Source organism: Rhizobium sp. R86522 (genome assembly GCF_042466255.1).
In the GTDB taxonomy this organism is placed as follows: domain Bacteria; phylum Pseudomonadota; class Alphaproteobacteria; order Rhizobiales; family Rhizobiaceae; genus Allorhizobium.
The window spans coordinates 913,179-938,393 of sequence record NZ_JAXHBX010000001.1 but is presented as its reverse complement, the minus strand read 5'-3'; the positions used below and the strand labels follow the sequence as shown (position 1 = coordinate 938,393).

Annotated in this window: 25 protein-coding genes; 12 read left to right on the top strand and 13 right to left on the bottom strand. The window is 62.9% G+C overall.

Features of this window, described 5'->3' with window-relative positions; genetic code table 11:
* The first annotated feature begins 21 nt into the window (after positions 1-21).
* The 3 genes from hemF (at position 22) to SJY08_RS04415 (ending at position 1,698) form a co-directional block, all read left to right on the top strand.
* Positions 22-936: an oxygen-dependent coproporphyrinogen oxidase gene (gene hemF, locus SJY08_RS04425; protein WP_377274822.1), complete on the top strand. Its 915-nt coding sequence runs from the start codon at positions 22-24 to the stop codon at positions 934-936.
* Between the two features lie 171 nt (positions 937-1,107).
* The gene (locus tag SJY08_RS04420; RefSeq protein ID WP_054151477.1) at positions 1,108-1,383 is read left to right on the top strand and encodes a hypothetical protein; all 276 of its coding nucleotides are present in this window, start codon (positions 1,108-1,110) and stop codon (positions 1,381-1,383) included.
* A gap of 126 nt (positions 1,384-1,509) precedes the next feature.
* Positions 1,510-1,698 (top strand): DUF1059 domain-containing protein, encoded by a 189-nt coding sequence (locus SJY08_RS04415; protein WP_054151476.1) that lies wholly within the window; start codon positions 1,510-1,512, stop codon positions 1,696-1,698.
* A gap of 75 nt (positions 1,699-1,773) precedes the next feature.
* Here SJY08_RS04415 and SJY08_RS04410 read toward each other — a convergent pair whose 3' ends face one another.
* The 4 genes from SJY08_RS04410 to SJY08_RS04395 all read right to left on the bottom strand — a co-directional run bounded on the left by SJY08_RS04410 (position 1,774) and on the right by SJY08_RS04395 (position 4,943).
* Positions 1,774-2,262 (bottom strand): fasciclin domain-containing protein, encoded by a 489-nt coding sequence (locus SJY08_RS04410; protein WP_054151475.1) that lies wholly within the window; start codon positions 2,260-2,262, stop codon positions 1,774-1,776.
* 175 nt (positions 2,263-2,437) lie between these two features.
* Positions 2,438-3,694, bottom strand: coding sequence for a CCA tRNA nucleotidyltransferase (locus SJY08_RS04405; protein WP_377274821.1), 1,257 nt, complete (start codon positions 3,692-3,694; stop codon positions 2,438-2,440).
* On the bottom strand, positions 3,691-4,323 hold the full coding sequence (locus SJY08_RS04400; RefSeq protein WP_054151473.1) for a CoA pyrophosphatase: 633 nt from the start codon (positions 4,321-4,323) through the stop codon (positions 3,691-3,693). Before SJY08_RS04400 ends, SJY08_RS04405 begins: the two co-directional genes overlap by 4 nt.
* On the bottom strand, positions 4,320-4,943 hold the full coding sequence (locus SJY08_RS04395; RefSeq protein WP_377274820.1) for a DUF1285 domain-containing protein: 624 nt from the start codon (positions 4,941-4,943) through the stop codon (positions 4,320-4,322). Before SJY08_RS04395 ends, SJY08_RS04400 begins: the two co-directional genes overlap by 4 nt.
* Before the next feature lie 160 nt (positions 4,944-5,103).
* Between SJY08_RS04395 and SJY08_RS04390 the strand changes: the two genes are divergently transcribed.
* From SJY08_RS04390 to SJY08_RS04375, 4 genes are read left to right on the top strand one after another with little or no spacing between them, the layout of a single operon-like run.
* Positions 5,104-6,117, top strand: coding sequence for a MoxR family ATPase (locus SJY08_RS04390; RefSeq protein WP_069043673.1), 1,014 nt, complete (start codon positions 5,104-5,106; stop codon positions 6,115-6,117).
* A 16-nt stretch (positions 6,118-6,133) separates the two neighbouring features.
* Positions 6,134-7,051 (top strand): DUF58 domain-containing protein, encoded by a 918-nt coding sequence (locus SJY08_RS04385; protein ID WP_377274819.1) that lies wholly within the window; start codon positions 6,134-6,136, stop codon positions 7,049-7,051.
* On the top strand, positions 7,051-9,873 hold the full coding sequence (locus SJY08_RS04380; protein WP_377274818.1) for a DUF4159 domain-containing protein: 2,823 nt from the start codon (positions 7,051-7,053) through the stop codon (positions 9,871-9,873). The genes SJY08_RS04385 and SJY08_RS04380 overlap by 1 nt, the downstream gene beginning before the upstream one ends.
* 4 nt (positions 9,874-9,877) lie before the next feature.
* On the top strand, positions 9,878-11,947 hold the full coding sequence (locus SJY08_RS04375; protein WP_377274817.1) for a hypothetical protein: 2,070 nt from the start codon (positions 9,878-9,880) through the stop codon (positions 11,945-11,947).
* A 57-nt stretch (positions 11,948-12,004) separates the two neighbouring features.
* On the opposite strand, the gene SJY08_RS04370 is transcribed toward SJY08_RS04375, so the two are convergent.
* Positions 12,005-12,517: a GNAT family N-acetyltransferase gene (locus SJY08_RS04370; RefSeq protein ID WP_377274816.1), complete on the bottom strand. Its 513-nt coding sequence runs from the start codon at positions 12,515-12,517 to the stop codon at positions 12,005-12,007.
* A gap of 199 nt (positions 12,518-12,716) precedes the next feature.
* On the opposite strand from SJY08_RS04370, the gene SJY08_RS04365 reads away from it, so the two are divergent.
* Both SJY08_RS04365 and SJY08_RS04360 read left to right on the top strand, forming a co-directional pair.
* Entirely contained in the window at positions 12,717-13,136 is a 420-nt protein-coding gene (locus SJY08_RS04365) for an N-acetyltransferase (protein WP_054151466.1), read from the top strand.
* A gap of 149 nt (positions 13,137-13,285) precedes the next feature.
* Positions 13,286-14,401, top strand: a complete 1,116-nt coding sequence (locus SJY08_RS04360) for an AI-2E family transporter (protein ID WP_377274815.1) — start codon at positions 13,286-13,288, stop codon at positions 14,399-14,401.
* Here the strand turns inward: SJY08_RS04360 and SJY08_RS04355 are convergent.
* On the bottom strand, positions 14,386-14,943 hold the full coding sequence (locus SJY08_RS04355) for a GNAT family N-acetyltransferase (protein ID WP_377274814.1): 558 nt from the start codon (positions 14,941-14,943) through the stop codon (positions 14,386-14,388). The genes SJY08_RS04360 and SJY08_RS04355 overlap by 16 nt on opposite strands.
* A gap of 248 nt (positions 14,944-15,191) precedes the next feature.
* Between SJY08_RS04355 and SJY08_RS04350 the strand changes: the two genes are divergently transcribed.
* Positions 15,192-16,175, top strand: coding sequence for a glutathione S-transferase family protein (locus SJY08_RS04350; protein ID WP_300888296.1), 984 nt, complete (start codon positions 15,192-15,194; stop codon positions 16,173-16,175).
* 3 nt (positions 16,176-16,178) lie between these two features.
* Here the strand turns inward: SJY08_RS04350 and SJY08_RS04345 are convergent, their stop codons facing one another.
* Entirely contained in the window at positions 16,179-16,685 is a 507-nt protein-coding gene (locus SJY08_RS04345) for an NUDIX domain-containing protein (protein ID WP_377274813.1), read from the bottom strand.
* A gap of 41 nt (positions 16,686-16,726) precedes the next feature.
* On the opposite strand from SJY08_RS04345, the gene SJY08_RS04340 reads away from it, so the two are divergent.
* The gene (locus SJY08_RS04340) at positions 16,727-17,635 is read left to right on the top strand and encodes a metallophosphoesterase (protein WP_069043666.1); all 909 of its coding nucleotides are present in this window, start codon (positions 16,727-16,729) and stop codon (positions 17,633-17,635) included.
* A 106-nt stretch (positions 17,636-17,741) separates the two neighbouring features.
* On the opposite strand, the gene SJY08_RS04335 is transcribed toward SJY08_RS04340, so the two are convergent.
* The 6 genes from SJY08_RS04335 to SJY08_RS04310 form a co-directional block, all read right to left on the bottom strand.
* Entirely contained in the window at positions 17,742-18,518 is a 777-nt protein-coding gene (locus tag SJY08_RS04335) for an alpha/beta fold hydrolase (RefSeq protein ID WP_377274812.1), read from the bottom strand.
* A gap of 4 nt (positions 18,519-18,522) precedes the next feature.
* Positions 18,523-20,238, bottom strand: coding sequence for a 2-isopropylmalate synthase (leuA, locus tag SJY08_RS04330; RefSeq protein WP_377274811.1), 1,716 nt, complete (start codon positions 20,236-20,238; stop codon positions 18,523-18,525).
* A 327-nt stretch (positions 20,239-20,565) separates the two neighbouring features.
* The gene (gene brnA / locus SJY08_RS04325) at positions 20,566-20,817 is read right to left on the bottom strand and encodes a type II toxin-antitoxin system BrnA family antitoxin (RefSeq protein ID WP_069043663.1); all 252 of its coding nucleotides are present in this window, start codon (positions 20,815-20,817) and stop codon (positions 20,566-20,568) included.
* Positions 20,818-21,112: 295 nt separating this feature from the next.
* Positions 21,113-21,337: a hypothetical protein gene (locus tag SJY08_RS04320; RefSeq protein WP_069043662.1), complete on the bottom strand. Its 225-nt coding sequence runs from the start codon at positions 21,335-21,337 to the stop codon at positions 21,113-21,115.
* On the bottom strand, positions 21,334-22,515 hold the full coding sequence (locus tag SJY08_RS04315; protein WP_054151457.1) for a benzoate/H(+) symporter BenE family transporter: 1,182 nt from the start codon (positions 22,513-22,515) through the stop codon (positions 21,334-21,336). Before SJY08_RS04315 ends, SJY08_RS04320 begins: the two co-directional genes overlap by 4 nt.
* A 103-nt stretch (positions 22,516-22,618) precedes the next feature.
* Positions 22,619-23,893: a diguanylate cyclase domain-containing protein gene (locus tag SJY08_RS04310; protein WP_377274810.1), complete on the bottom strand. Its 1,275-nt coding sequence runs from the start codon at positions 23,891-23,893 to the stop codon at positions 22,619-22,621.
* A 216-nt stretch (positions 23,894-24,109) separates the two neighbouring features.
* Between SJY08_RS04310 and SJY08_RS04305 the strand changes: the two genes are divergently transcribed.
* The gene (locus SJY08_RS04305) at positions 24,110-25,207 is read left to right on the top strand and encodes a carboxynorspermidine decarboxylase (RefSeq protein WP_153762549.1); all 1,098 of its coding nucleotides are present in this window, start codon (positions 24,110-24,112) and stop codon (positions 25,205-25,207) included.
* Positions 25,208-25,215 lie beyond the last annotated feature (8 nt).

Genomic DNA, 25,215 nt, shown 5'->3' with positions numbered 1-25,215 from the left:
GAAGAAGTTGAGGGGGACGACATGGAGCGACCGGTTCTGCCGAAAGGCCTGCCAGAGGATATCGAGGAGAAGAAGGACGCCGCCCGCGCCTGGTTCGAAAGCCTGCGCGACACGATCTGCGCTTCTTTCGAGACGCTGGAAAACGAGCTCACCGGCCCGATGGCCGATCGCGAGCCGGGTCGTTTCCAGGCCAAGGACTGGCAGCGCGAAGAGGGCAAGGGCGGCGGCGGCCGCATGTCGATGATGTATGGCCGCGTCTTCGAGAAGGTCGGCGTGCACACTTCGACCGTACATGGCGAGTTCTCACCCGAGTTCCGCAAGCAGATGCCCGGCGCCGAGGAAGACCCGCGCTTCTGGGCTTCCGGCATTTCGCTGATCGCCCATCCCGTGAACCCGCATGTGCCGACGGTGCACATGAACACCCGCATGGTGGTCACATCGAGCCAGTGGTTCGGCGGCGGCGCCGACCTGACGCCCGTCCTCGACCGCCGTCGCAGCCAGGACGATCCGGACACTCGTTTGTTTCACCGCGCGATGGAAGTCACCTGCGAACGCCATCCCGCCGTCGCCGACTATCCCGCCTACAAGAAGTGGTGCGATGAATACTTCTTCCTGCCCCACCGCAACGAGGCGCGCGGCATCGGCGGCATCTTCTTCGACTGGCTGACGGCAGACGAGGACAAGGGCGGCTGGGCCGCCAACTTTGCTTTCGTCCAGGATGTCGGCCGCGCCTTCAATCTCGTCTATCCGAAGATCGTCCGGGGCAATTTCAACAATCCCTGGACGGACGGGGACCGCGAGGAACAGCTTGTCCGTCGCGGCCGCTATGTGGAGTTCAATCTGCTCTACGACCGCGGCACGATCTTCGGCCTGAAGACCGGCGGTAACGTCGAATCAATCCTCTCCTCGCTCCCGCCGCTCGTGCGATATCCCTGATCGCACGGGTTACCGCTGTCACGGTTATCCACACGTCAACTCACGAAAAAGAATGAGCGGTGATTCCCGCCGCTTACGACAAAGTGTGTCGCGAACTTGACAGTTTGCATTGCGCTCGCGCCGGACGGGAGGCATTCTGCGGCCTCACGCAGTATCGAGGAGGAGATTGCGATGACCCCATCCAGCTCAGTATCCGTATCCCGCGTCAGTGACCCCACCGATCGTGCGCTCAAGGCACCCGAATTGATCGATCGGCTGGCGGAGCAAATGCGTCAGTCGAGTGATGTCGACTTGCCCCATTCTTATTTCGTTGAGCAGGTGCGCCTCGGTCTGGCCGGCAAGGATCTCGCCGACCGGCTTGCCGCAAACGACATCGAGACTGGCAGCCATCGGGGCAAGCGCCAACCCGCGCGCTCCGTATTCCATGCCTGGGCCATGCCCGATTGATCAGTCCGAATCCACCGCGTCGATACCCTTGGCCCGCCTCGTGCGGGCCATTTTTTTGCCATCCGCCGAACAATCATGGCATTCTGCGGTTACGGGAGAGTTGAGACGACGAAGGAGGAGACGATCATGAAACGCTTCGAATGCGGAACTCTTGTCCCCGGCTGCGATTGGCACACGCGGGCCGACGAGGAGGCAGAAGTCGTAAGACGGGCCGTGGAACACCTGAAGGTCACCCATGGCGAGGAGATCATCCGTCCGTCCATGGTGGACCACATCAAGGAACGGATCCGCAACGACCAGTCCCAGACGGCCTGAAACCTCAGGCGACACGGCATGAACGGCAACGGAGCCCGACAGGCGGGCTCCGTGTCCAGGACGAACCTGCGTGTCTTAGCTGCTCGGCAGCATGACCTTGTCGATCACGTGAATGACGCCGTTATCGGTGCGTATGTCGGCGGATACGACGTTTGCGCCATCGACGGTCACGCCTGCGCCAGACTTCGACACGGCGAGCGTCCGGTCACCGCCGCTCTTGATCGTGCGGACATGGATGGTGCGGCCCGGCAGCATCGTCGAGGTCAGTTCACGACCGACGACGTGGTAGCTCAGGATCGCGGCCAGCTGATCCTTGTTTTCCGGCTTGAGCAGGTTTTCGACCGTACCGGCCGGAAGCGCTGCGAAAGCCTCGTCCGTCGGCGCAAAGACCGTGAGCGGACCGCCGCCCGAAAGCGCGTCAACGAGACCGGCAGCCTGAGCGGCGGCCAAAAGAGTTTTGAAGCTGCCCGCCTGCTGGGCGGTCTCGACAATGTTGGCGGAATTCGCCGAAGAAGCGGCAAAGGTCATGCCTGCGGCAAGAAATGCGACTGCGAAGCGTGTCATGGAAATCCCTCCTCTGAAAGGCCAGACCGACATCATGTCGATCATCTGAAGCCGGGAGAGATACGCTCCAGGGATCGCCGCTGGATCGCGGACAAATGGACACTCTTTGTTGAGCGGGGCCTGATGAACCGAACCCGCTCTCGGGCGTATCGTCCTACCTCGATGCGCCGAACTCTCAAGCTTTCGCCAGTGTCTCCAGCCGGGCCAGCAGATCTTCGCGGCTGAGATTGAACTGCGATGCGATCCAGCCTTCCTCGAGCTTGCCGAGAATTTCCCCGACCTGCGGCCCGGCAGGGATACCGGCGGCAAGCACGTCGGAGCCCTTGATCGGCAGCACCGGCCGCACAAAGCCCTCGGCACGCTTCAACAGCGAAAACAGCCGCGCACTCCGCGCCATCGCCTTCTGGTCACCCTCTGCACGCGCACGGGCGGAGGCAAGCTCGAGCTTCAGCATCGAGATCATGCCGTCCTTGCCGAAGCGGTAGAGATCGCGGTCGAAGGCGACGTCGGTCACCGTCTCCTGCGGCTTCGGCGCCCGTGCGAACCGGTCGAGCGCCAGCGCCTCGGCATTCGACAGCCGCAATCGCTCGGACAGCGTCACCAGCCGCGCCGCATCCTTCGGCACGATAGAGCAGAGACGAAGCAACGGATCCGGATCCCAGCCCAATGCCTGTTCGGCTGCGATCAGACCGGGGATCGCATCGATGCCCCATTTCTCCGTTTCAGGCAGGATTTCGGTCAGCACGCCCGATTGGCGCATCCAGAGGAGTGCCCGCCCCGGATCCCGCGCGGACAAGAGCTTCTTGATCTCGCTCCAGACGCGCTCGGCGGAGAGCGATTTCAGCTGGCTCCGCGCCCTTGCACAGGCCTTCAACCCGTCCGCATCGGGACGGCCGCTGCCGTAATGGGCGAAGAAGCGGAAGAAGCGCAGGACGCGCAGGTAGTCTTCGGCAATCCGCTGCTCGGCATCGCCGATGAAGCGCACTGTCTTCGTTTCGATGTCCTTCAGGCCGCCGACGAGATCGATCACCTCACCATCGAGACCGACATAAAGCGCGTTGATCGTGAGATCGCGCCGGTCGGCATCCTCCTGCCAGCTTGCGCCAAAGGCGACCTGGGCATGGCGACCATTGGTCTCGACGTCACGCCGGAGCGTCGTCACCTCATAACCCTTGCCGTCAACGACCAGCGTCACAGTGCCGTGCTCGATCCCGGTCGGTACCGCCTTGATGCCTTTCGCCGCCGCCCGGCCGCTCACCTCTTCCGGCATCAACGTCGTGGCGAGGTCGATATCCCCGACATCAAGTCCCATCAGGCTGTTGCGCACCGCGCCGCCGACCACCCGTGTCACCGCGCCACCGCTGTTGAGCAGCGTCATCAGTTTCTTGAGGGCAGGCTCCTGGAACCAGTCGCGATCGGACAGATTGGTCATGCATAGAGCCTTTCATAAAGCGTCCGGATGATGCCGGCCGTAATGCCCCAGATATGCCGCTCCCGATAGGGCATCACGTAGAAATGTCTGACGGAGCCCTGCCACATCCGGCTGTCCTGCCGGTGATTGGATGGGTTCATCAGGAAGGAAAGCGGCACCTCGAAGACGCTGTCCACCTCGTCGGGATTGAGCGTCAATTCGAAGCCGGGTTGCACGACGGAAAGCACCGGCTGGATGCGGAAACCGGTTCCCGAGAGATATTGCGGCAGCCGCCCGACCGTCTCGACGAAACGACGGTCGAGGCCGATCTCTTCCTCCGCCTCGCGCAGCGCCGCTTCTTCCGGCGACCTGTCCGTCGCATCGATACCGCCGCCCGGAAAGGCGATCTGCCCGGCATGTTGCCGGAGCTTGCTGGTCCGCTGCGTCAGGATGATGCGCGCCTCGTCCGGATCGTCGATCACACCGATCAGCACCGCCGCGTCCTTCAGCTTCAGCTGCTCGTATTGCAGGATGGTGTCCGGGTTCAGCGCATGGTCGCCATGGTCGCGCCAAGCATGCTCAAGCGGTGCACCCACCTGTTCCAGCGCCCGGCGACGGAAGTCCTCTGCGGTAAACGTCATTGATGTCATCGGGACAGGCGATCGAGTTCTTCGGCGGGCATGATCGGAAATACCGCGCCGCGAGAGCGCACGGCAAACATTGCCTTGCCCTCGATCTCCACCACCTCTCCCCGCTCGACGAGATCATACATGACCGCTCGCGAGACAAGCGCCTCCAGACGACCACGGATGGACAGGTAAGGCTTGAGCTCGTGATTGTCGCCAACGATCTCGAAGCGCAGCGGATGCTCAGGCCCCGCCTCGACCACATCGCCGACATTGGTGCGGAATGTCAGCACCGACTCACCCGCCTCTTCCGTCACGCTCATCTCGACCGCGACGAAATGGGCGTCCTGAACACGAATACCGACCTTTTCCACAGGCGTGACGAGATAGGTCTTGCCGTCCTCATCCTTGCGCAGAACCGTCGAAAACAGCCTGACGAGTGGCGCCCTACCGATCGGCGTGCCCATGTAGAACCAGGTACCGTCAGCCCTGATTTCCATGTCGAGATCCCCGCAGAACGGCGGTTCCCAGCGTTCCACCGGCGGTAGTGATGCCTTTCCGCCCGATGTTTGCGCTGACGCGCGCGAAATCAGCGCGGCGAGCCCCGCCGCATCTGTAGTCGCCTTCAGCGTATCGCCTGCCATCTTTGCGTCCCGGTTTTGTCTTTAGCTTATAACAGTCACGAGATAGTCATTCGAAACGTCCTTGTCAGCCGTCCTCTCGCCAATAAGTTAGTTTCAGTAACATGCACCTTACGCGTCCGTTCGATTCGCCGGACTCGGCCAAAACCAATTGGAGCAGACCATGGGCATGATGCCAAATCCCGATGTTGCAATGGACGAGAAAGCGATCGTCGCCGAGGCCGAGAAGGCGCTCGCAGATATCGCGGCGATCCGCCAGGAAGTGGCCAAGGTGATCTTCGGCCAGGAAAAGGTCGTCGAAAACACCCTCCTCGCCATTCTCTCAGGTGGCCATGCTCTTCTGGTCGGCGTTCCCGGTCTCGCCAAGACCAAGCTGGTGACGACGCTCGGCTCGGCCCTTGGCCTCGATGCCAACCGCATCCAGTTTACGCCCGACCTGATGCCCTCCGACATCATCGGCACGGAAGTCATGGACCAGGACGAGACGGGGCGTCGCTCCTTCCGCTTCGTCAAGGGTCCGGTCTTTGCCCAGCTGCTGATGGCCGACGAGATCAACCGCGCAAGCCCGCGCACCCAGTCTGCTCTCTTGCAGTCGATGCAGGAGTACCACGTCACCATCGCCGGCCAGCCCTATCAGCTGCCCGCTCCCTTCCATGTGCTCGCGACCCAGAACCCGCTGGAGCAGGAAGGCACCTATCCGCTTCCTGAAGCGCAGCTCGACCGCTTTCTGCTGCAGGTCGACGTTCTCTATCCGGAACTTGCCGCCGAACGGCAGATCCTGCTGGAGACGACAGGCGTCGGTGACCGCCGCGCCAGTGCAGTGATCAACAGCGCCCGCCTGCTGGAGATCCAGAAGCTGATCCGCCAGATGCCGGTCTCCGACACCGTGGTCGACGCCATTCTGACGCTCGTCCGCTCGGCACGTCCGGGCCACGGCAACGACACGACCGACAAGAACATCGCCTGGGGTCCGGGTCCCCGCGCCGGACAGGCCCTGATGCTCTGCGCTCGTGCCCGCGCCCTCTATGAAGGCCGCCTCGCCCCCTCCATCGACGACGTATACGCGCTCGCCGAACCCGTGCTCGAACACCGCATGGCACTGACCTTTGCGGCGCGTGCCGAAGGCATGACCGTCCGCGACGTCATCGCGGGTCTCGTTTCCGACCTGCGCAAGTAAGGGAGGCCTTAACCGCGTGGCATCGATCGGCCAGATCGTCGAGCAGACAGACGGCAGCGAAGTGCTGAAGCGCGCCCGCCAGCGCGCCGTGCTCGTGCCTGACTGCATGGTCGAGGCAAAGCGCATCGCCAATACCGTGATTGCCGGCTGGCATGGCCGCCGCAAGCGCGGCATCGGCGAAAACTTCTGGCAATTCCGCCCCTATGCAGATGGCGAGAGCTTCTCGCGCATCGATTGGCGCCGCTCTGCCCGCGACGACCACATGTATATCCGTGACCGCGAATGGGAAGCGGCCCACACGGTCTGGCTCTGGGCCGACATGTCGCCCTCAATGATGTACAAGTCGACGCTTGCCTCTGTTTCCAAGGAAAGCCGCGCGCTTGTGCTGATGCTGGCACTCGCCGAAATCCTCGCGCGCTCCGGCGAACGCATCGGTTGCCCTGGCATCATGGAGCCGATCTCCGCCCGCAACGCCGCCGAGCGTCTTGCGACCGCCATCATGCATGCGCCGCTGACCGAAGGCCTGCCCGACACCCGAATGATCCGCGGCGCAAGCGACATCGTGCTGATCGGCGACTTTCTCGACGATGCCGACCGGGTGATGGAGCGTATCACGCCGCTCGCCCGCCGCGGTCTTCGCGGCCACGTGCTCGAGGTCGCCGATCCGGCGGAAGAGACCTTCCCCTATACCGGCCGCACCGAGTTCACCGATCCCGAAACCGGCGAAAAGCTCACCTCCGGCCGCGCCGAGACCCTGCGCGAAGACTACCAGCAGGCCTATCTCGCTCGCCGAGGATCGATGTCGGATCAGCTCCGCCGCATGGGCTGGAGCTTCACCCACAACCGCACCGATCGCCTCGCCTCGGAGGCCCTCGTCGCTGTCCACATGCACCTGTCGGGCATGCCGCCCGCCGTCAACAGGAGTGCGGGCTGATGTTCGGTATGCCACTCGCCTTCGGCGCTCCCGCCATTCTTGGTGCTTTGCTTGCACTGCCCCTGATCTGGTGGCTCCTGAAGCTCACCCCGCCGCGCCCGAAGACGGAAGTCTTCCCGCCGCTGAAGATCCTGGCTGGCGTCTTGAAGCGCGAGGAAACGCCCTCGAAAAGCCCCTGGTGGCTGACCCTTCTGCGCATGCTGATGGCCGCCATCGTCATCTTTGCGCTGGCCGACCCCGTGCTCAATCCGCGCAACGCCACCCTCTCCGGCGACGGTCCTCTGCTGCTCGTTGTCGACAACGGCTGGGCAACCGTCGGCGACTGGGATCGCCGCGTCGAGACCGCGACCGCCCTGATCGGCGATGCCGCTGACCGCAGCCTGCCCGTCTCGATCGTCTTCACGGCAGAGGCAAACCATGACGCGATACCCGGCACCGCCGCCGTGGCGCTCGAAAAACTTGCCGCCGCCACACCCCATCCGCAGCGCCCCGATCGGGCAAGGACCATCGAAGCGCTCCGCACCACCTTCTCGTCGGAACGCCCCGGCACGCTCGCCTATGTCTCCGACGGCATCGCCCGCGACGCGGAAGATCCGTTCCTGTCGGATCTCGCCAGCCTCTCGCCCGCCGAATTCCGCATCGTCGAGGGCGATGGTGCAGCAAGCGTCGCCATCACCGGCGCAAACAACGGCTCGGATGCGCTCACCGTCACGCTCTCGCGCCTCAACGCCTCGGAACCTCGCAGCCTCATCATCGATGCTCAGGACCGCCAGGGTCGCGTCATCGCCTCCGGTCAAGTCGATTTCGCCCCCGGCACGACGGAAGCGTCCGGCGAGATCGCAGCGCCCTTCGAACTGCGCAATGATTTCGCCCGCCTCTCGATCGCAGGCGTCGCCTCGGCCGGCGCCACCCACCTGCTCGACGACGGCTTCCGCCGCCGCAAGGTCGCGCTTGTTTCCGGCGACAGCGGTGACGGCTTCCAGCCACTCCTCTCGCCGCTCTATTACATCGAACGCGCGCTTGGCCCCTATGCCGACGTGGTCAAGCCCGGCCAGACCGACCTCGCAGTCGCCATACCTGAAATCCTCAACCAGAACCCGTCTGCCCTCGTGCTGGCCGATGTCGGCCGTCTGCCGGCCGATGTCTATGATCCGCTGCAGGCCTGGATCAACCGTGGTGGCACGCTGATCCGCTTTGCCGGTCCGCGCCTTGCCGCCGCCCCCGCAGACGACCCGCTCGTGCCGGTCATCCTGCGCCAGGGCGAACGCGCGCTCGGCGGCGCGCTCTCCTGGGCCGAGCCGCAGCCGCTCGCCGATTTCCCGGATTTCGGCCCCTTTGCCGGCATGCCGCGGCCCGAAGGCATCCTCGTCAAGCGCCAGGTTCTGGCGGAACCGACGCCGGATCTCGCCGCCCGCACCTGGGCAAGCCTTGCCGACGGCACACCGCTCGTCACTGTCGAGGACAACCGCGCCGGTCGCATCGTGCTCTTCCATGTCAGCGCCGAGGCCACCTGGTCGGATCTGCCGATTTCCGGCACCTTTGTCGACATGCTCCGCCGTATCGTCCAGCTCACTCGTGTCGGCGCAGCTGAGGCTCAGGCCGGCCAGGCGACCGCCCCGTCGCTTCCGCCCTTCCGTCTTCTGACCGAACGCGGCGCGCTCACCGCCGAGGCGGGCACCGCAAAGCCCCTGTCGCTCGGCCCGGACCGTCCAGAAGCCGCGACCTTCGACAATCCGCCGGGCCTCTACGGCACGGAAGACGGCTTCACGGCACTCAACCTCCTGCCATCGGATGCCACACTGCGCCCGCTCCCCTCGCCGGCAGGCCTCACCGTCGCCCGCGACCCGATGGCCGGCACGGCCGCCACCCCGCTGAAGCCCTCCCTGCTGACGCTCGCCTTCCTGCTTCTCGTCATCGACAGCCTGATCGTCCTCTTCATGGGCGGAGCCTACTCCCGCCTGCCGAAACGCGCGCCGGCTGCTGCCGCCTCAATCCTGGCGCTTGCCGTCGCGCTCGCTGCGGCAACAATGCCCGGTCAGGCGCTTGCCCAGTCGACTGATGCCAAGCCCGGCGACGAACAGATCCTTGAGCGGCTCGACAACACCCACCTCGCCTATGTCATCACCGGCGAAGCCGAGGTTGATCGCCTTTCCGAGCAGGGTCTCGCCGGCCTCACCGACTTCCTCACCTACCGCACGACGCTAGAGCCCGCTCCGCCCATAGGTGTCGACATTTCGAAGGACGAGCTTTCCTTCTACCCGATCATCTTCTGGCCGATCTCGGCCTCCGCCCCTATGCCCTCTGCCGCTGCCATCAGCCGCATCGACGCCTATATGCGCGCCGGCGGCACCGTGCTCTTCGACACGCGTGACCAGGGCTCGACACTCGGCAACGAGGTCGGCGCCTCTCCAAACGGCGAACGCCTGCAGGCGATCCTTGCCAATATCGACATCCCGCCGCTGGAGCCGGTTCCATCAGACCACGTGCTGACGCGCGCCTTCTATCTGCTGCAGGGCTTTCCCGGCCGCTACAGCGGCAGCCCGCTCTGGGTCGAGGCCCGCCAGGAAGCGCTCTCCAGCAACAGCGGCGTCGCCTCCTCCGGCGATGGCGTGAGCCCGATCATGATCACCGGCAACGATCTCATGGGCGCCTGGGCAATCGATGCCAATGGCGCAAGCGTGCTCCCTGTCGTCCCCGCCGATGAGATGCAGCGCGAAATGTCCTTCCGCTCCGGCGTCAACATCATGATGTATATGCTGACCGGCAACTACAAGGCAGACCAGGTCCACGTGCCTGCGCTGCTCGAACGACTGGGGCAGTGAGACCATGACGCTCGAATTCGCCCCCTTCATCCCCTGGATCGCCATCGCCACCCTTGCCGTGCTGGCCGTGGTGCTGTCCGTCCTCGGTTTCCTGCGCGGCGTACGCGGCACCGCCATCCGCCTGGCCGCTTCGATCGCCGTACTTGCAGCCCTTGCCAACCCGCTCCTCCTGCAGGAAGAGCGCGACCCGCTGACCACCGTCGTGCCCGTCATCGTCGACCGCAGCCAGAGCCAGCAGATCGCCGGCCGCGCCGAACAAACGGATCAGGCGCTGCAGGCCATCCGCGACCGCCTCGGCCGCTTCCCCAATATCGAGCCGCGCATCATCGAGGTCACCGATCCCGGCGACAGCGACGCCCCGTCCACCAAGCTCTTCGAAGCGCTGGCTGCGGCAACGACGGACGTTCCGCCGGCCCGTGTCGGCGGCGCAATCTTCGTCACCGACGGCCAGGTGCATGACATCCCCGCCGAAAACCAGGCGCTCCCGTTCGATGCTCCGGTGCATTCGCTGATCACCGGCAAGGCCGACGAGTTCGATCGCCGTATCGAAGTCCTCCGCGCTCCGCGCTTCGGAATCGTCGACGAGGAACAGGAGCTGACCTTCCGCGTCTTCGACGACGGCGAAGCCTCGAACCAGCCCGCGGATGTTTCGGTCAAGATGAACGGCGAAGATTTGGGGATCGTCCCGGCCGTTCCCGGCGCCGAGACCTCCTTTGCCTTCCGCGTGCCGCGCGGCGGCAACAATGTCCTCGAATTCTCCGTCGCCGCCACACCGGGCGAAGTCACCGATGTCAACAACCGCGCCATCCACCTGATCGAGGGCATCCGCCAGAACCTGCGCGTGCTGCTCGTGTCCGGCGAACCGCATGCCGGCGAGCGCGCCTGGCGCAACCTGTTGAAATCAGACGCCTCGGTCGACCTCGTCCATTTCACCATCCTGCGCCCGCCGGAAAAGCAGGACGGCACGCCGATCAACGAATTGTCGCTGATCGCCTTCCCGACCCGCGAACTCTTCGTCGAAAAGATCAATGATTTCGACCTGATCATCTTCGACCGCTACCAGCATCGCGGCGTGCTGCCGATCCTCTATTACGATTACATCGCCGAATATGTCAGGAATGGCGGCGCGCTGCTGATCGCCGCCGGCCCGGAACATGCCGGACAGGACTCGATCGCCCTCACACCGCTCGAGTCCGTGCTTCCGGCCACCCCGACCGGCGATGTTCATCAGGCCGGCTTCTATCCCCGCATCTCGGAGCAGGGCAAACGCCACCCCGTCACCCGTGGCCTCGATGGCTCCGCCGTGGAGCCGCCACAATGGGGCCGCTGGTTCCGCAGCGTCGATGTCGGCCGTACCGATGGCGAAACCGTCATGACGGGCGACGGCGACCGTCCCCTGCTCGTGCTCAACCGCGCCAATGAGGGCCGCGTCGCCATGCTGCTCTCCGATCAGGGCTGGCTCTGGGCCCGCGGCTTTGAAGGCGGCGGCCCGCATGTGTCGCTCTATCGCCGCATCGCCCACTGGCTGATGAAGGAGCCGGAGCTCGAGGAAGAGGCACTGAAGGCGCGCGCCACCGGCCGCACGCTGGAAGTGACCCGCCAGACCATCGGCGACGCCCCCGGCCCCGCGACGATCACCACGCCCTCAGGCGAAACGATTGCGTTGAACCTAAACGAGATCCAGCCCGGCCTCTATCGCGGCGAACGCCGCATGACCGAGACCGGCCTGTTCACCATCACCAATGGCGACTTCTCGAGCCTCGTCCATGTCGGCGCCGTTGACGCCCCCGAATTCCGCGCAATGATCTCCAGCACGGACACGCTGTCGCCGATCAGCGAGGAAACCCGCGGCCTGACCGCCCGCCTCGACGACGGCGACGAGACCATTCGCATCCCCGACATCCTGCCGGTGCGCGGCGAAGTCCGCGTCGCCGACGACCGCCGCATGCTGATCAAGCTGACGGACGAAACGGTGCTCAAGGGCGTCAACACAATGCCCCTGTTTGCCGGTTTTGCTGGCTTGGGGATCTTGCTGTTGGCAGTCTCGGCCATGTGGTGGCGCGAGGGGCGGTAGCACCACCCGCCCTCTGGGCGGTAGCACCACCCGCCCTCTGCTACTTGCTGACGCCGCCTAACCCTCTCTCTTTGGATAGTGCCGATACACCAGATCCTCTGGCGCGGGCCGAGCCGCTGTCCGGTCCAGCACGGCGCCGAGCCGCATGGCAAGGCTCCCTGACCTGACATTCTCAGGATCGACATAGCTAACAAGGCTCGGAAGCCGTCGCACTTCTCTCGCCCAATGGAGCAGCGCTTCAGCCGCCTCATGGGCATAGCCCCTGCCTTCAAATTGAGGATAAACGAACCATCCCAACTCGAACTCCGGGAACAGCGGCCCCGCATTGATCCCCACCTGTCCCACACAGGCACCGGTCGTTGTTTCATCGATCATCAGCGCCCCGCAACCAAACAGATCCCATTGCGCATGGTCGCTGCAGAACATGCCCCAGGCTGCAGCATCCAGGAAAGGGCCACCCATGAATTGCGCCCGTTCCGACGCCATCAGCTGCTTGTACGAAGGCCAGTCCTCCTTGCGCATGGCGCGTAGAACGAGGCGACCTGTTGTGAATGTCGGTATCGGATGCATCGGAATTCTCACTGCAAAATCGGTAGCTGGGCGGACCAGATCTAGCATATTCGACGGCGGACCAACGATGCATCGTCGACCAAGCCCCCTGAGGAAACAGGCACTTTGCGGCTGTGGTCACTCGGAATCCCCCCATGACCGATGTGGGCCAGCCGACCAGCACGTGGACAATGAAGCCAACGCAGCCTAACCTTCGCCCATGCCTCCATCACTCCCTCCCGCCGACACCGTCCCCGAAACCGCCCGCGACGCGATCCTCGCCAGCATCAAGGCCCACAACGAGACCCTGCTCGGCCCATCCGATAGGCGCGATCTCTTCATTCCGATTCAGGCAGACGACGGCTCCGTCGACGGTGGCCTCGTCGGCTATACCGGTCGCGGTTGGCTTTATGTGGAATTGCTCTCGGTCCCTGAGCGCCTGCGCGGTCAGGGCATGGCCGGCAGATTGTTGACACTCGCCGAAGAAGAGGCGAAGGCGCGCGGTTGCATCGGCGCTTATATCGACACGATCAACCCGGCTGCCTGCCGTGCCTATGAACGTGCCGGCTACCACGTCTTCGGCCGCATCGAGGATTTTGCCAAGGGCTATGATATCTGCTGGCTGATCAAGCGCTTCTGAGCTTCTGCTTCGCCCGATCGCCCATTGTTCGGATCACCGCCAGCACATGCGGGCCAAGAATGGATCGGAACATCGAGCGCTCCCCACTGTTCCCGGTCTAGGGTGCCGGCATGGCCCCAGCGACTTTTGGCGAACAAGGGGCAATTCACATGAACCGAACGGACAGAGCATCAGGCCGCAATCAAGCGCGGGATAGAGGCGTCTCGATGCGCGTCCTGTCACTCAGCGTCCTCGCAGCGGCGCTCATCCTTTTCCTGGTTCTTTTGCCCGCAACGCTGCTGATGATCTTTGCCGGGCTCCTGCTCGCCGTATTCTTTCGGGCTGGAGGGCTCTGGGTTGCCCGGCATCTGTCGCTGCGCCCGGCATGGGGTGTGGCGATCTTCCTCCTGCTGATCGTCGGCGGCTTTGCAATTGGCGGCACGGTCGCAGCGCCCGCCGTATCGACGCAGATCGACGAGCTGTGGCGACAGCTCCCCGAAGCGGCACAGAGCCTTGCCGAGCGCATCGAGCAATATGCCTGGGGCCGCGAACTCCTCGATCGCATTGAGCAGACCGATCTCTGGTCCGGCGCGTTCGGCGGCGCCGCCACGCAGGCGCTTGGTTCCGCATTCGGCTATCTCGGCAACAGTGTCCTGCTGCTCTTTATCGCGCTCTATGGCGCGTTCGATCCCGGCACCTACAGAAGAGGCTTTCTGCGCCTGTTTGCGCCGTCGCTCCGTCCTGAGGCCGGCAACGTGATCGACGAGAGCATCGCGACGCTGCAGAGCTGGTTGTCGGCACAGTTGATATCGATGTCCGTCGTCGGCATTCTGACCGGTCTCGGTCTCTGGCTGATCGGCATACCGCTCGCCTTGGCGCTTGGCCTCATCGCCGGCTTGCTCGCCTTCATCCCGAATGTCGGCCCCATCCTCGCCGCGATCCCAGGCTTGCTGCTCGCCGTACCCGATGGGACAAATGCGGTGCTGATGGTGCTTGCCGTCTATATGTTCGTCCAGACACTGGAGAGTTACGTCGTCACGCCGATCGTGCAGAAGCAGAAAGTGTCTCTTCCTCCCGTCCTGGTGATCTCGTCGCAACTTGTCTTCGGAACGCTCTTCGGCCTGATTGGGCTCGCCATGGCAACACCGCTCACTGCCTTGCTGATGCAACTGGTGAACCGGGTCTACATTCGTGCCTGTCTCGAACGTGAGGTTGAAAGCGTCCACCCGATGCGCGAACGGCCGTGCCTTCCCTGGGAGCAGTCGCCGCGTCAGGCGGAGGCGTAGCGTTTCGAACCGTCGGCCGCATCCGCGGCCTCGACGGGACTTGCGTCCCGCCAGGCGATCACACCCTTCAAACGGTCATGCACGTCGCCCACCAAAGGCACGATGAGCACGCGGTTCGGATCGACTGGACCGGGAAAGTCGAGCGCCTGGTAGGCGACCTTCTCGAAGCCGAGCGGCATGTAATAGGGCGGGTCGCCGATCAGAATCACGCCTTCCGAACCCTTGCGCCGCGCCGCCTCGATCGCGATCCGCACCAGCTCGCGGCCTATGCCCCGGTTCTTGTGGGAAGGGCGCACGGCAAGCGGTCCGAGCAGATGCCCCTTCACATCCCCGGCCAGCACTGGCGTCATGCGTACTGATGCAATCGTCTCACCATTGTCGGTGCAGATGAAGGAAAGTGACCGGTCATGTGGGCCCTGCTCGCGGATTCGCGCTGCCGCACGGGTGTGCCGGCCGGGACCGAAAGCTTCTTCGTTGATGAGTTCGATGACAGCGTCGTGCGACGCATCCTCGGTGAGGTAGACAAGGCCGGAGTGAAACATGGATGACCGAAACCAATAGACAGACAGCAATAGGGTTCACGCGCACGAATATCGTGCGTTCGAGAGCTTCAGCGTCGTCGTGGGTTCCGTGCGAGGGTCATCGGGGCCTTCAAATCTTGAGTGTTGTTCCGATAGCAGCAAAATTTCTGTCCGTCCAACGGAAAACGCACTGTTCAACCCATCGCCCCTCGCAATTGCAGCCGACAGCCGTATCTTCCGGGTCAAGTTCAAACGAGAAGGAAGCGACCATGGGTAGACTGGTGGATGGCGTCTGGCAGGACGTCTGGTACGACACGAAATCGACCTCGGGGCACTTCAAGAGGGCTGACTCGAGCTTCCGCAACTGGGTGACCGCAGACGGCTCCGCTGGCCCTTCCGGCAAGGGCGGTTTCAAGGCAGAGGCAGGTCGCTACCACCTCTACGTCTCCTATGCCTGCCCCTGGGCGCATCGCACCCTGATCTTCCGCGCCCTGAAGGGCCTCGAAGACCTGATCTCGGTTTCCGTGGTCGATCCGCTGATGCTGTCGAACGGCTGGGAATTCCACGACCGCGACGGCGCCACGCCGGATCATCTCTTCGGCTCGAATTTCCTCTGGCAGGTTTATGTCAAAGCCGACCCGACCTTCTCGGGCCGCGTGACCGTACCGGTCCTCTGGGACAAGCATCAGAACACTATCGTCTCGAACGAGAGCTCCGAGATCATCCGCATGTTGAATTCGGCCTTCGACGGCCTGACCGGCTCGGGCCTCGACATGCACCCCGAAGATCTCCATTCCGAGATCGACGAGGTGAACGCCCGCATTTACGACACGGTCAATAACGGCGTCTACAAGGCCGGTTTCGCCACAACCCAGGAAGCCTATGAAAGCGCCGTCTATCCGCTCTTCGAGACACTCGACTGGCTGGAGAAGCGACTGACCGATCAGCGCTACCTCTTCGGTAGCGGCATGACGGAAGCCGACTGGCGTCTGTTCACCACGCTGGTGCGCTTCGACCCCGTCTATGTCGGCCACTTCAAGTGCAACATCCGACGCATCGCCGATTATCCTGCCCTGTCGGCCTATCTGCGCGACCTCTACCAGACGCCGGGCGTGGCCGAGACGGTCGAGATGCGCCACATCAAGCATCACTATTACCGCAGCCACACCATGATCAATCCGACCGGGGTCGTGCCGGTTGGCCCTGATGAGGACCTGATGGCGCCGCACGGTCGAGAAAAGCTCGGCGCCTGACACTCACCAGTGATGCGCCGGGGAGATTTCCCCGCGCAGTTCCGCGATCCGACGCCGTGTCGCCTGGGTCACGCCCTCCGGCAGAGCGTCGAAGTGGAAGAAGCCAGCCTCGGCAATCTCCCGGTCTGCGGGGCGGACCATCGTCTGCCGCACGTTGACACGGTAAAGCAAGACATGGTCACGCCGGCTGATCCGGGCATTGAAGTAGACATGGAAGAGTGCGGGAGCATCGACGGGTTCAAGATTACCCTCCTCCCGCATTTCCTTCAAAAGCGCTTCGATCGCCGTCTCGCCGCGCTCCACCCCGCCGCCCGGCATATGCCAACCGGGCACATAGGTGTGGCGGACCAGGAAGATCCGCCCCGCGTCGTCGAAACAGGCGGCACGAACACCAAGCGTCATGCCACGATTGATGGCAAAATAGACATGCAGAAGGCGAATGAGGAACCTCTTCGGCCATCCGAGCCTTTCGCTATCGGCACCCGTCCCGGTACCACCCGCTGGCGTCATTTTCCTTGCCCCTCGGTTTCAGCGTCGTTAAGAGAAGCGCCATGTTCAAGCTCGCCCACATCTCCGACGTGCATCTCGGCCCGCTGCCGAACCTGACGATCCGGGAACTGGCCTCTAAGCGGATTACGGGCTATGTGAACTGGCATCGCAACCGCCGCAAGCACCTTTTCCCCAATGCGCTGGAAATGGTCCTGGAGTCGCTTCGTACCGAAAACCCGGATCACCTTGCCATAACGGGCGACCTCGTGAACCTCGCCTCAAAGCTTGAGGTCAAGCTCGTTTCCGAATGGCTGAAGGAAGCCGGTGCACCGCTCGATACATCCGTTGTGCCGGGAAATCACGACGCCTATGTGCCTGGCGCCCACGAGCGCGTCGTGCAGGCCTGGTACGACTACATGCGCGGCGACGACGACCCCCTGATCTTCCAGGACGATCACAAGCTCTTCCCCTATATCCGCCGCCGTGGCCCGGTCGCGCTGATCGGCTGCTCGACCTCCATCGCCACCCCACCCTTCTCCGCCCAGGGCTATTTCAGCGGTCGCCAGGCCCGCGAGACCGCAGCACTTCTAAAGGCCGCCGGCGAGGAAGGTCTTTTCCGCGTGGTGATGATCCACCACCCGCCAATCCGGGGAGCGGCTCCCCAGCACAAGCGGATGATCGGCATCCGCCGTTTCGCCGCAGCGATCCGCACCGGCGGCGCCGAACTCGTGCTGCACGGCCACACCCATCTCAACACGCTCTACTGGCTGACGGACCGCGAAAAGAACGTCCCCGTCGTCGGCATCGCCTCAGCAAGCCAGGGACCAGGCGCCAAGAAACCCGCTGCCGGCTACAATCTCTTCTCGATCGATGGCGAAGCCGGAAACTGGCAACTCGACTGGCAGCGCTACAAGATCGAAAGCGAAGATGCCCCGCTCAAGCTCGATCACAGCGAACGGCTGCTCGGTTGAGCCGCTAGAGCAATTCCAGCAAAAGTGGGAACCGGTTTTGCGTTCGGAATTGCGTCAAAGCAAAGAGATAGAGCATTTCAGGCGATTCTAATTCCGCCGGAATGTTCTATCCTTCAGCCATCGCCGCCCGGATCGCCACCACCACCCTATCCGGCGCCTCGTCGATCAGCATGTGGCCTGCAGTCTCGATCAGCGTGACCGACGCGCCCTCCCAGATGTTTTTTGCCTGCGCGACCGGCAGGATCGGGTCGGCCGTCCCCCAGAGCAATCGCGTTGGAATGCCGAGATCGGAGAATGAGGAGAGCGGCAACGTCCCCTGCCCGATCCGTTCGTCGGTTTCCACGAGGAAGGATTGGAGGATCTCCATCAGTCGATCCGTCGCCCCGGCAATCCGTCGAGCAGCCGCGAGCCGATCGAGAGCCGCTGCCTCAAACGCAACACCCTGGGCAGCCATTGCGGCCAACCCGACAGCCAACTCGTCCGGTTCGACGGCCAAACCATAACGCCGCAAGGCCTGATGATCGATCTCGGGACCAAAGCCACCTGGCGCCACAAGTGTCAGGGATGCCACCCGATCCCGCGCCCTGAGTGCAATCAGGCTGGCAATCGCACCACCCATGGAATGACCGCCAAGATGAAAGCTCGAAATGCCGCGCCGGTCGAGATCAGCAAGTATTGCCTTGGCCATCACGCCGCCATGCCCGACACCCTCGGCATCAAGCGAGCGCCCATGCCCCGGCAGGTCATAGACGACAAGCGGCTGGTGTGGCTCGAGCCGCTCGATGACCGGCGCCCAGGAGGCGCCGATCCCGCCAAAACCATGCAGCAACGCAAGTGGGGCCTTCGCCGAGGACGGATGTCGAACCTCGGCGAAGAGCGTCATCTCATCAGGCTTTCTTCTGCTCGTCCAACACACGGTTGGCGGCCGAGACGATCGCCTCCAGCGAGGCCGTCACGATGTTGGTGTTGATGCCAGCCCCAAACAACTTGCCGCCAGCATGGGTCATTTCGACATAGGCGATGGCAGCTGCATTCGAGCCATGCTGCAAAGAGTGCTCGGAATAATCCTGCACCGAGAGGTCGACGCCGAGATAGGTCGAGAGCGCGTTGACGAAGCCGTCGATCGGGCCCGTTCCCTTGCCTTCGATCCGCTTTGTCTCGCCATTGTCGGTAATCTCGGCGGCAACCACCCGAATACCCTTCTGGTCAGTCCCGGCCGGATAGGTGTGGTGATCGACGAACTTGATGCGCGCGCCGGTCTGATCGACGTACCGTTCGATGAAGCGGTCGTAGATCTTCTTCGACGGCAGTTCCTTGCCTTCTTCGTCGGTGATCCGCTGAATGTCCTCGCGGAACTCGATCTGCAGGTTGCGCGGCAGGTTGATGCCGTAATCCTCCTGCAGGATGTACGCGATACCGCCCTTGCCCGACTGCGAGTTGATGCGGATGATCGCCTCATAGGTGCGGCCGACATCCTGCGGATCGATCGGCAGATAAGGCACTTCCCAGACCGGCGAATTCGCCGTCTTGATCGACTTCATGCCCTTGTTGATCGCATCCTGGTGCGAGCCGGAAAAGGCCGTATAGACCAGTTCGCCGACATAAGGATGGCGCTCGGGAATGACCATCTCGTTGGAATATTCGTAGACGGCCTTGATCCGCTCGATGTCGGAACAATCCAGCTGCGGGTCGACGCCTTGCGTAAACATGTTGAGCGCCAGCGTCACGATATCGACATTGCCGGTCCGCTCGCCATTGCCGAACAGCGTGCCTTCGACGCGGTCGGCACCGGCCATCAGGCCCAGCTCGGTCGCAGCGATGCCCGTGCCGCGGTCATTATGCGGATGCAAGGAGATCAGCACGTTTTCGCGGTTGTCGATGTTGCGGCACATCCATTCGATCTGGTCGGCATAAATGTTCGGCGTCGCCATCTCGACGGTCGACGGCAGGTTCAGGATCAGCTTGTTGTCATCAGTCGGCTTCACTTCGGCGATAACGGCGTTGCAGATCTCCAAAGCCACTTCCAGCTCGGTGCCGGTGAAACTCTCAGGCGAATATTCGAAGCGATAGCCGCCACCAGCCTTCGCCGCCATGTCCATGATCATCTTCGCCGCATCAACCGCGATCTGCTTGATGCCAGCGACATCCTTGCCGAACACCACGCGGCGCTGCAGCTCGGAGGTGGAGTTGTAGAAGTGGATGATCGGGTTCTTGGCACCTTCCAGCGCCTCAAACGTCCGCGTGATCAACTCCGGCCGGCACTGCACCAGCACCTGCAGCGACACATCGGCGGGCACGCCGCCCTCTTCCACGCACCAGCGGGCGAAGTCGAAGTCCGTCTGGGAGGCCGAGGGAAAGCCGATCTCGATTTCCTTGAAACCCATGTCGAGCAACAGCTGGAACATGCGCGCCTTGCGGTCATGGCCCATCGGGTTGACCAGCGACTGGTTGCCATCGCGCAGATCAACCGAGCACCAGATCGGCGCCTTGTCGATCACCTTCGACGGCCAGGTGCGGTCCGGAATGGCGATTTGCGGATAGGCGCGGTACTTCTGCGAAGCGTCCGGCATGCCCTGCTTCACGGTATGGGTCTTCAAAATCATCGTCTTGGTCTCTTCTCGTCCCTGGCGGCTGCCATGGCTGATAACAAATCAGCGGAGCTTTGGCACGTCCGAACAGGCCCTATTCAAGGGATGGATTGCATTACAAAAGGGGATTTCGAGGAGCAATCGCCAAACGGCTGACCCGGCCGCCGGGCGCTCCTCAATGGACCCGGCAACCGCGGATAAGGCCGAGAAGAAGAAGCGAGTTTGGCACCGACGCGACGAAGCGGGCCGCAGTGCGGGCCGTCATTTCAGTCGCAGCAATGGTCGTGCCGTTGATCTTCATGGGGTCAGGAATAACGCGATGAATTGAATCGCGCAAGGGTGTTATTCGGCGGCGGATGGACTTGCCTCGTCCAGCTTTTCGCGCAGCCAGTCTTCAAGCAAGGAGTCAACGGATACGCCGAGTTCCTTTGCTTGACGCTCCAGCCTAAGCTTCGTTCCCAACATGACCGTCACGGTCAGCTCAACCGGTTCGAGATTGGGACGTCTGGCCGTGGTCAGGTTGAAGTACTGCAGCACATCTTCTTCGCCCTCATCGAACAGGCGATCCAGCTCTTCAGCGCTGATTGTCTTCATAGAAACGCCTTTCCTGAATTCTTGCCCGGCGAACGGAAATGATCCGAACGCGCTCGTCACGCAGAACGTAGATACCTGCCCACAAGAGACCAAAGATCAGGCCTATTCGGATCCGCCTTGGTTCGGCAGCATACCCAGCATTCAAATCTAAGGATCATACCGCAACTCCTGCGCCGCCACGAAATCGATTCCGTGCTTCGCCTTGTTCGCCTCGCTTTTGACCGGATCGAATTCGAACTCCATGCGCAAAACCTAGCGCAACCCTTACGACTGCACCAGATCCGGCACACCCAGATCACCGCCGCCCGAATTGGGCAATGACGGCCGCAGCCAGGAAGGCGAGCGCGATCACGCCCCAGACCATCCCGCCATCGGTAACATTGCTGCCATCGGGCGTGACACAACTCGATTGCGAAGCCGCGATGCAGTCCCGCCAGATCCAGTAGCGCGTGTAGAAGACATAGCCGAAGAAACCGGCAAAGAGCACAAAGATGATGGCTTTGATGCGCAGCCGTCTCACGTGCGGTTTCTCGCCAGCTTGACCAGCCCCAGCATCGCCACCCCGGCGATCAGCCCCCAAAACGCCCCCGAAATCCCGAGGATGGAAATCCCCGATGCCGTGACAAGAAACGTCACCGCTGCCGCCTCCCGCGTCTCCGGCACCTGGAACGCCGCAACCGATGACCCCGAAAAGGCCCCGATCAGCGCCAGTCCCGCAACCGACTGGATGAGGATCGGGGGCGCCAGCGACACGAAGCCGGTGACGGCACCGGCTGCCAGCCCGAGCAGCACATAGCCGATCCCAGCAATGATCGCCGCCCAGTAGCGCCGCTTCGGGTCCTGGTGCGCGTCCTCGCCTGCACACATTGCCGCTGTAATTGCCGCAAGGTTCACTGCATGGCCGCCGAGAGGTGCCGCGAGTGCCGAAAAAAGACCGGTCACGGCAAACATCGGCCCCGGTTGCGGGTCATATTTGTTGACCTTGAGGATCGCGATACCAGGAATGTTCTGCGAGGCCATGGTGACGATGAACAGCGGCAGTGCGATCGACACCAGCGCCGGCAGCGTGAAGACCGGCGACACGAACTCCACCGGCGGCGCAAGCGATGCCGCCCAGCTGGCCATTGCCCCCTCCGGCAAGTCTACGCCGAAGACGATGACAACAACAAAGGTCAAAAGCGCAGCCGGCACCGCGTAAAGCCGCTTGAAGGCCGCGACCACCGCCCAGACCACGAGGATCGGCAGACCGAGCAAAGGATCGAAGGCGACCGCCTTGAACGGCGCGAAGCACAAATTCAGAATGACACCCGCCAGCATGGCATTGGCAATCGGCGCCGGAATGGCGGCAACCGCCCGCCCGAAGGGCCGGATGAGGCCGGCGAGCACGATCAGCGCCGCACAGACCAGAAACGCCCCGACCGCCGCAGGAAACCCGCCGACCGGAATCCCCGCCGTCACCATCAGCGCAGCACCCGGCGTCGACCAGGCGACAGAGACCGGCAGCTTCGTCCACACACTCAAGACGATCCCGCAGAGCCCCATGGCGACCGACAGCGCCATCAGCCCGGAGGCCGCTTCGTAATCCGTCGCGCCGACGCCTTTCAGCCCCTGGAGCACGACGGCAAACGAACTGGCAAAACCGACAAAGGCGACGAGCACGCCCATGAAGGCCGCCTGGGGAGAAAAGTCTTTGAGCATGATGGACTCGCCAAAAAACGAACCTGGATGGATCCAAGGCCAATCAAATTACAGTCGCTGTGACAAGCCGCCGCTACGGCAAAAGCGTTCGCCCTCCCGCGGTTCAGACGGGTTTTGCCACCAGTGGTACATCGACCTCCGGGAGGCGCATATCATGTGCCGCGGTCTCGAATCGCGCCAGAATGACCCGATTGCGGCCGCCGCGTTTGGCGGCGTAAAGCGCCTCGTCGGCGCGGCCGATGAGCTGCATGATCGACATTGCCGTTGGCGCCACAGCCACGCCGGCACTCATGGTCACCGCAATCTTCGTCCCCTCGTGGAAAATGGTCAGCGCGGCGATCGAGGCGCACAACTGCTGCGCCGTCTGCATGGCATCAGCCTCGTTGGCAGCCGGCAGATAGAGGCCGAACTCCTCGCCCCCCATACGCGCCAGGATGGCATTGCGCCCCAGCTGTCGTGTCATCGCCTGCGCCACCGATGTCAGCACCTCGTCACCCGCCAGATGACCAAGACGATCATTCACCTGCTTGAAGTGGTCAATGTCGATGATCACATAGGCACTGGCGACCGGCGCCTCGCGCGGCAGACGGTCCATCATCCAGTGGCGATTGCGGATGCCCGTCAGGCTGTCGGTTTCGGTGAGGGCGATCAGTCTCTGTTCTGCCCGCTCCTGCACCAGAATCAGCACAAACATGGCGATGGCAAACTGGGCGAGGATCAGCACGAGAAATGCCGCCGCCGGCGTCATCTGGACGCTATCAGGCACGACGAGCGCCACGAAGGTTACGGCAGCGGTGACGGCCTTGGCGCCGAAGGCTGCCGCAAGCCCGAAACGGCTCGTCAGCCTCTGCCTTTTCGGATCCCACATCACCAGTGCAGCGGAGGCGGCCGAAAAGCCGCCCATGCAGGTGAGGAAAACTGCGCCGCGGTAGAACCTTTCCAGCGGAAACGCGGTCACGAGGGCAGCGACCGCGATGCCAGCAGGCACGAGCAGCGCCCACCAGAGCCTGCCCGCACGGTCTTCCGTGATCACGTCGCTCAGCCCCACAAGCATCAGAACATAGGCAACGGGGGTGACGATCGTCGTGAGATAGGTCCAAGTCTCGTAAGCGACGAAGCCCTGCTCGGAGGCGCCCGCCAGTACCGAGGCGACAGCAAGCACGAGGGACGCGACGGCCATCTTGCCGAGCCCATGGCCGCGCCGCGAGCCAAAGCGCAGATAGAGGAAACACAGCGCGCCGACCGTCAGCGACAGCGGATGCAGGATCAGGATGGTGGCGAGGTCGAGTTGCATGAGGCGTCCAGGCAGAACCGATACAACCTGGCTTAGCAACGCAAAGCTTGCCGATTGCTGAACGAAGCCCGCCGCCTCACGCATGGCTGCATTCCCGTCCACGCAAGACGGCCTTGTGAAACGGCCGGGTTGATCGTCATCGCCGTTTCACCATGTCAAGGCAAACAGGAGGAACGGGGGAGATTCCCTTGAGCATATGCTTGCCTTTTGACCCCCTTTTGCCTATGGGACCCCTCCGACGCATTCGGGGCGTCCCGTTCACTTCCGCCAGATATGGCTGGGTTCACGAAGGATAGAGCCTTGATCCAGACTCCTTATTACCTGATCGACAAGTCCAAGCTGCTCCAGAACATGGAAAAGATCGCGACCTTGCGCGAACTTTCCGGCGCCAAGGCGCTTCTGGCGCTGAAATGCTTCGCCACCTGGTCGGTCTTCGATTTCATGCGCGATTACATGGACGGCACGACCTCCTCGTCGCTCAACGAAGTCCGCCTCGGCCATGAGCGCTTCGGCAAGGAAACCCACGCCTATTCGGTCGCTTACGCCGATTACGAGATCGACGAAGTCGTCAGCCATGCCGACAAGATCATCTTCAACTCGATCGGCCAGCTGACACGCTTCGAGAGCCAGTCCTCCGGCATCATCCGCGGCCTGCGGCTGAACCCCGGCGTCTCCTCCTCGACCTTCGACCTCGCAGACCCTGCCCGCCCCTTCTCGCGGCTGGGCGAATGGGATTTGAAGAAGGTCGAGCCGGTCATGGACCTGATCTCCGGCTTCATGATCCACAACAACTGCGAAAACGGCGATTTCGACCTTTTCGATCAGATGCTCGGCGATATCGAACAGAAGTTCGGTCCCCTCCTGAAGAAGGCCGAATGGGTCTCGCTCGGCGGCGGCATCCATTTCACCGGCGAGAACTATCCGCTGGAGAAGTTCGCCGAGCGCCTCAAGCGCTTCTCCGGCGAATTCGGGGTTCAGGTCTATCTGGAGCCCGGCGAAGCCTCGATCACCAAGTCGACCACGCTCGAAGTCACCGTGCTCGACAAGCTCTATAACGGCAAGGACCTTGTCGTGGTGGATTCATCCATCGAAGCGCATCTCCTCGATCTTCTGATCTACCGGGAAAGCGCAAAGGTCCACCCTAACCAGGGACCGCACCGGTACCAGGTCTGCGGCAAGTCCTGCCTTGCTGGCGATATCTTCGGCGAGTTCAATTTCGAACAGGAATTGAACATCGGCGACCGCATCTCGCTGCAGGACACCGCCGGCTACACGATGGTCAAGAAAAACTGGTTTAACGGCGTGCAAATGCCGGCAATCGCCATCCGCGAACTGGATGGCAGCCTCAGGACGGTCCGTGAGTTCGACTACACGGACTACGAACAAAGCCTGTCTTGAAATCCTTC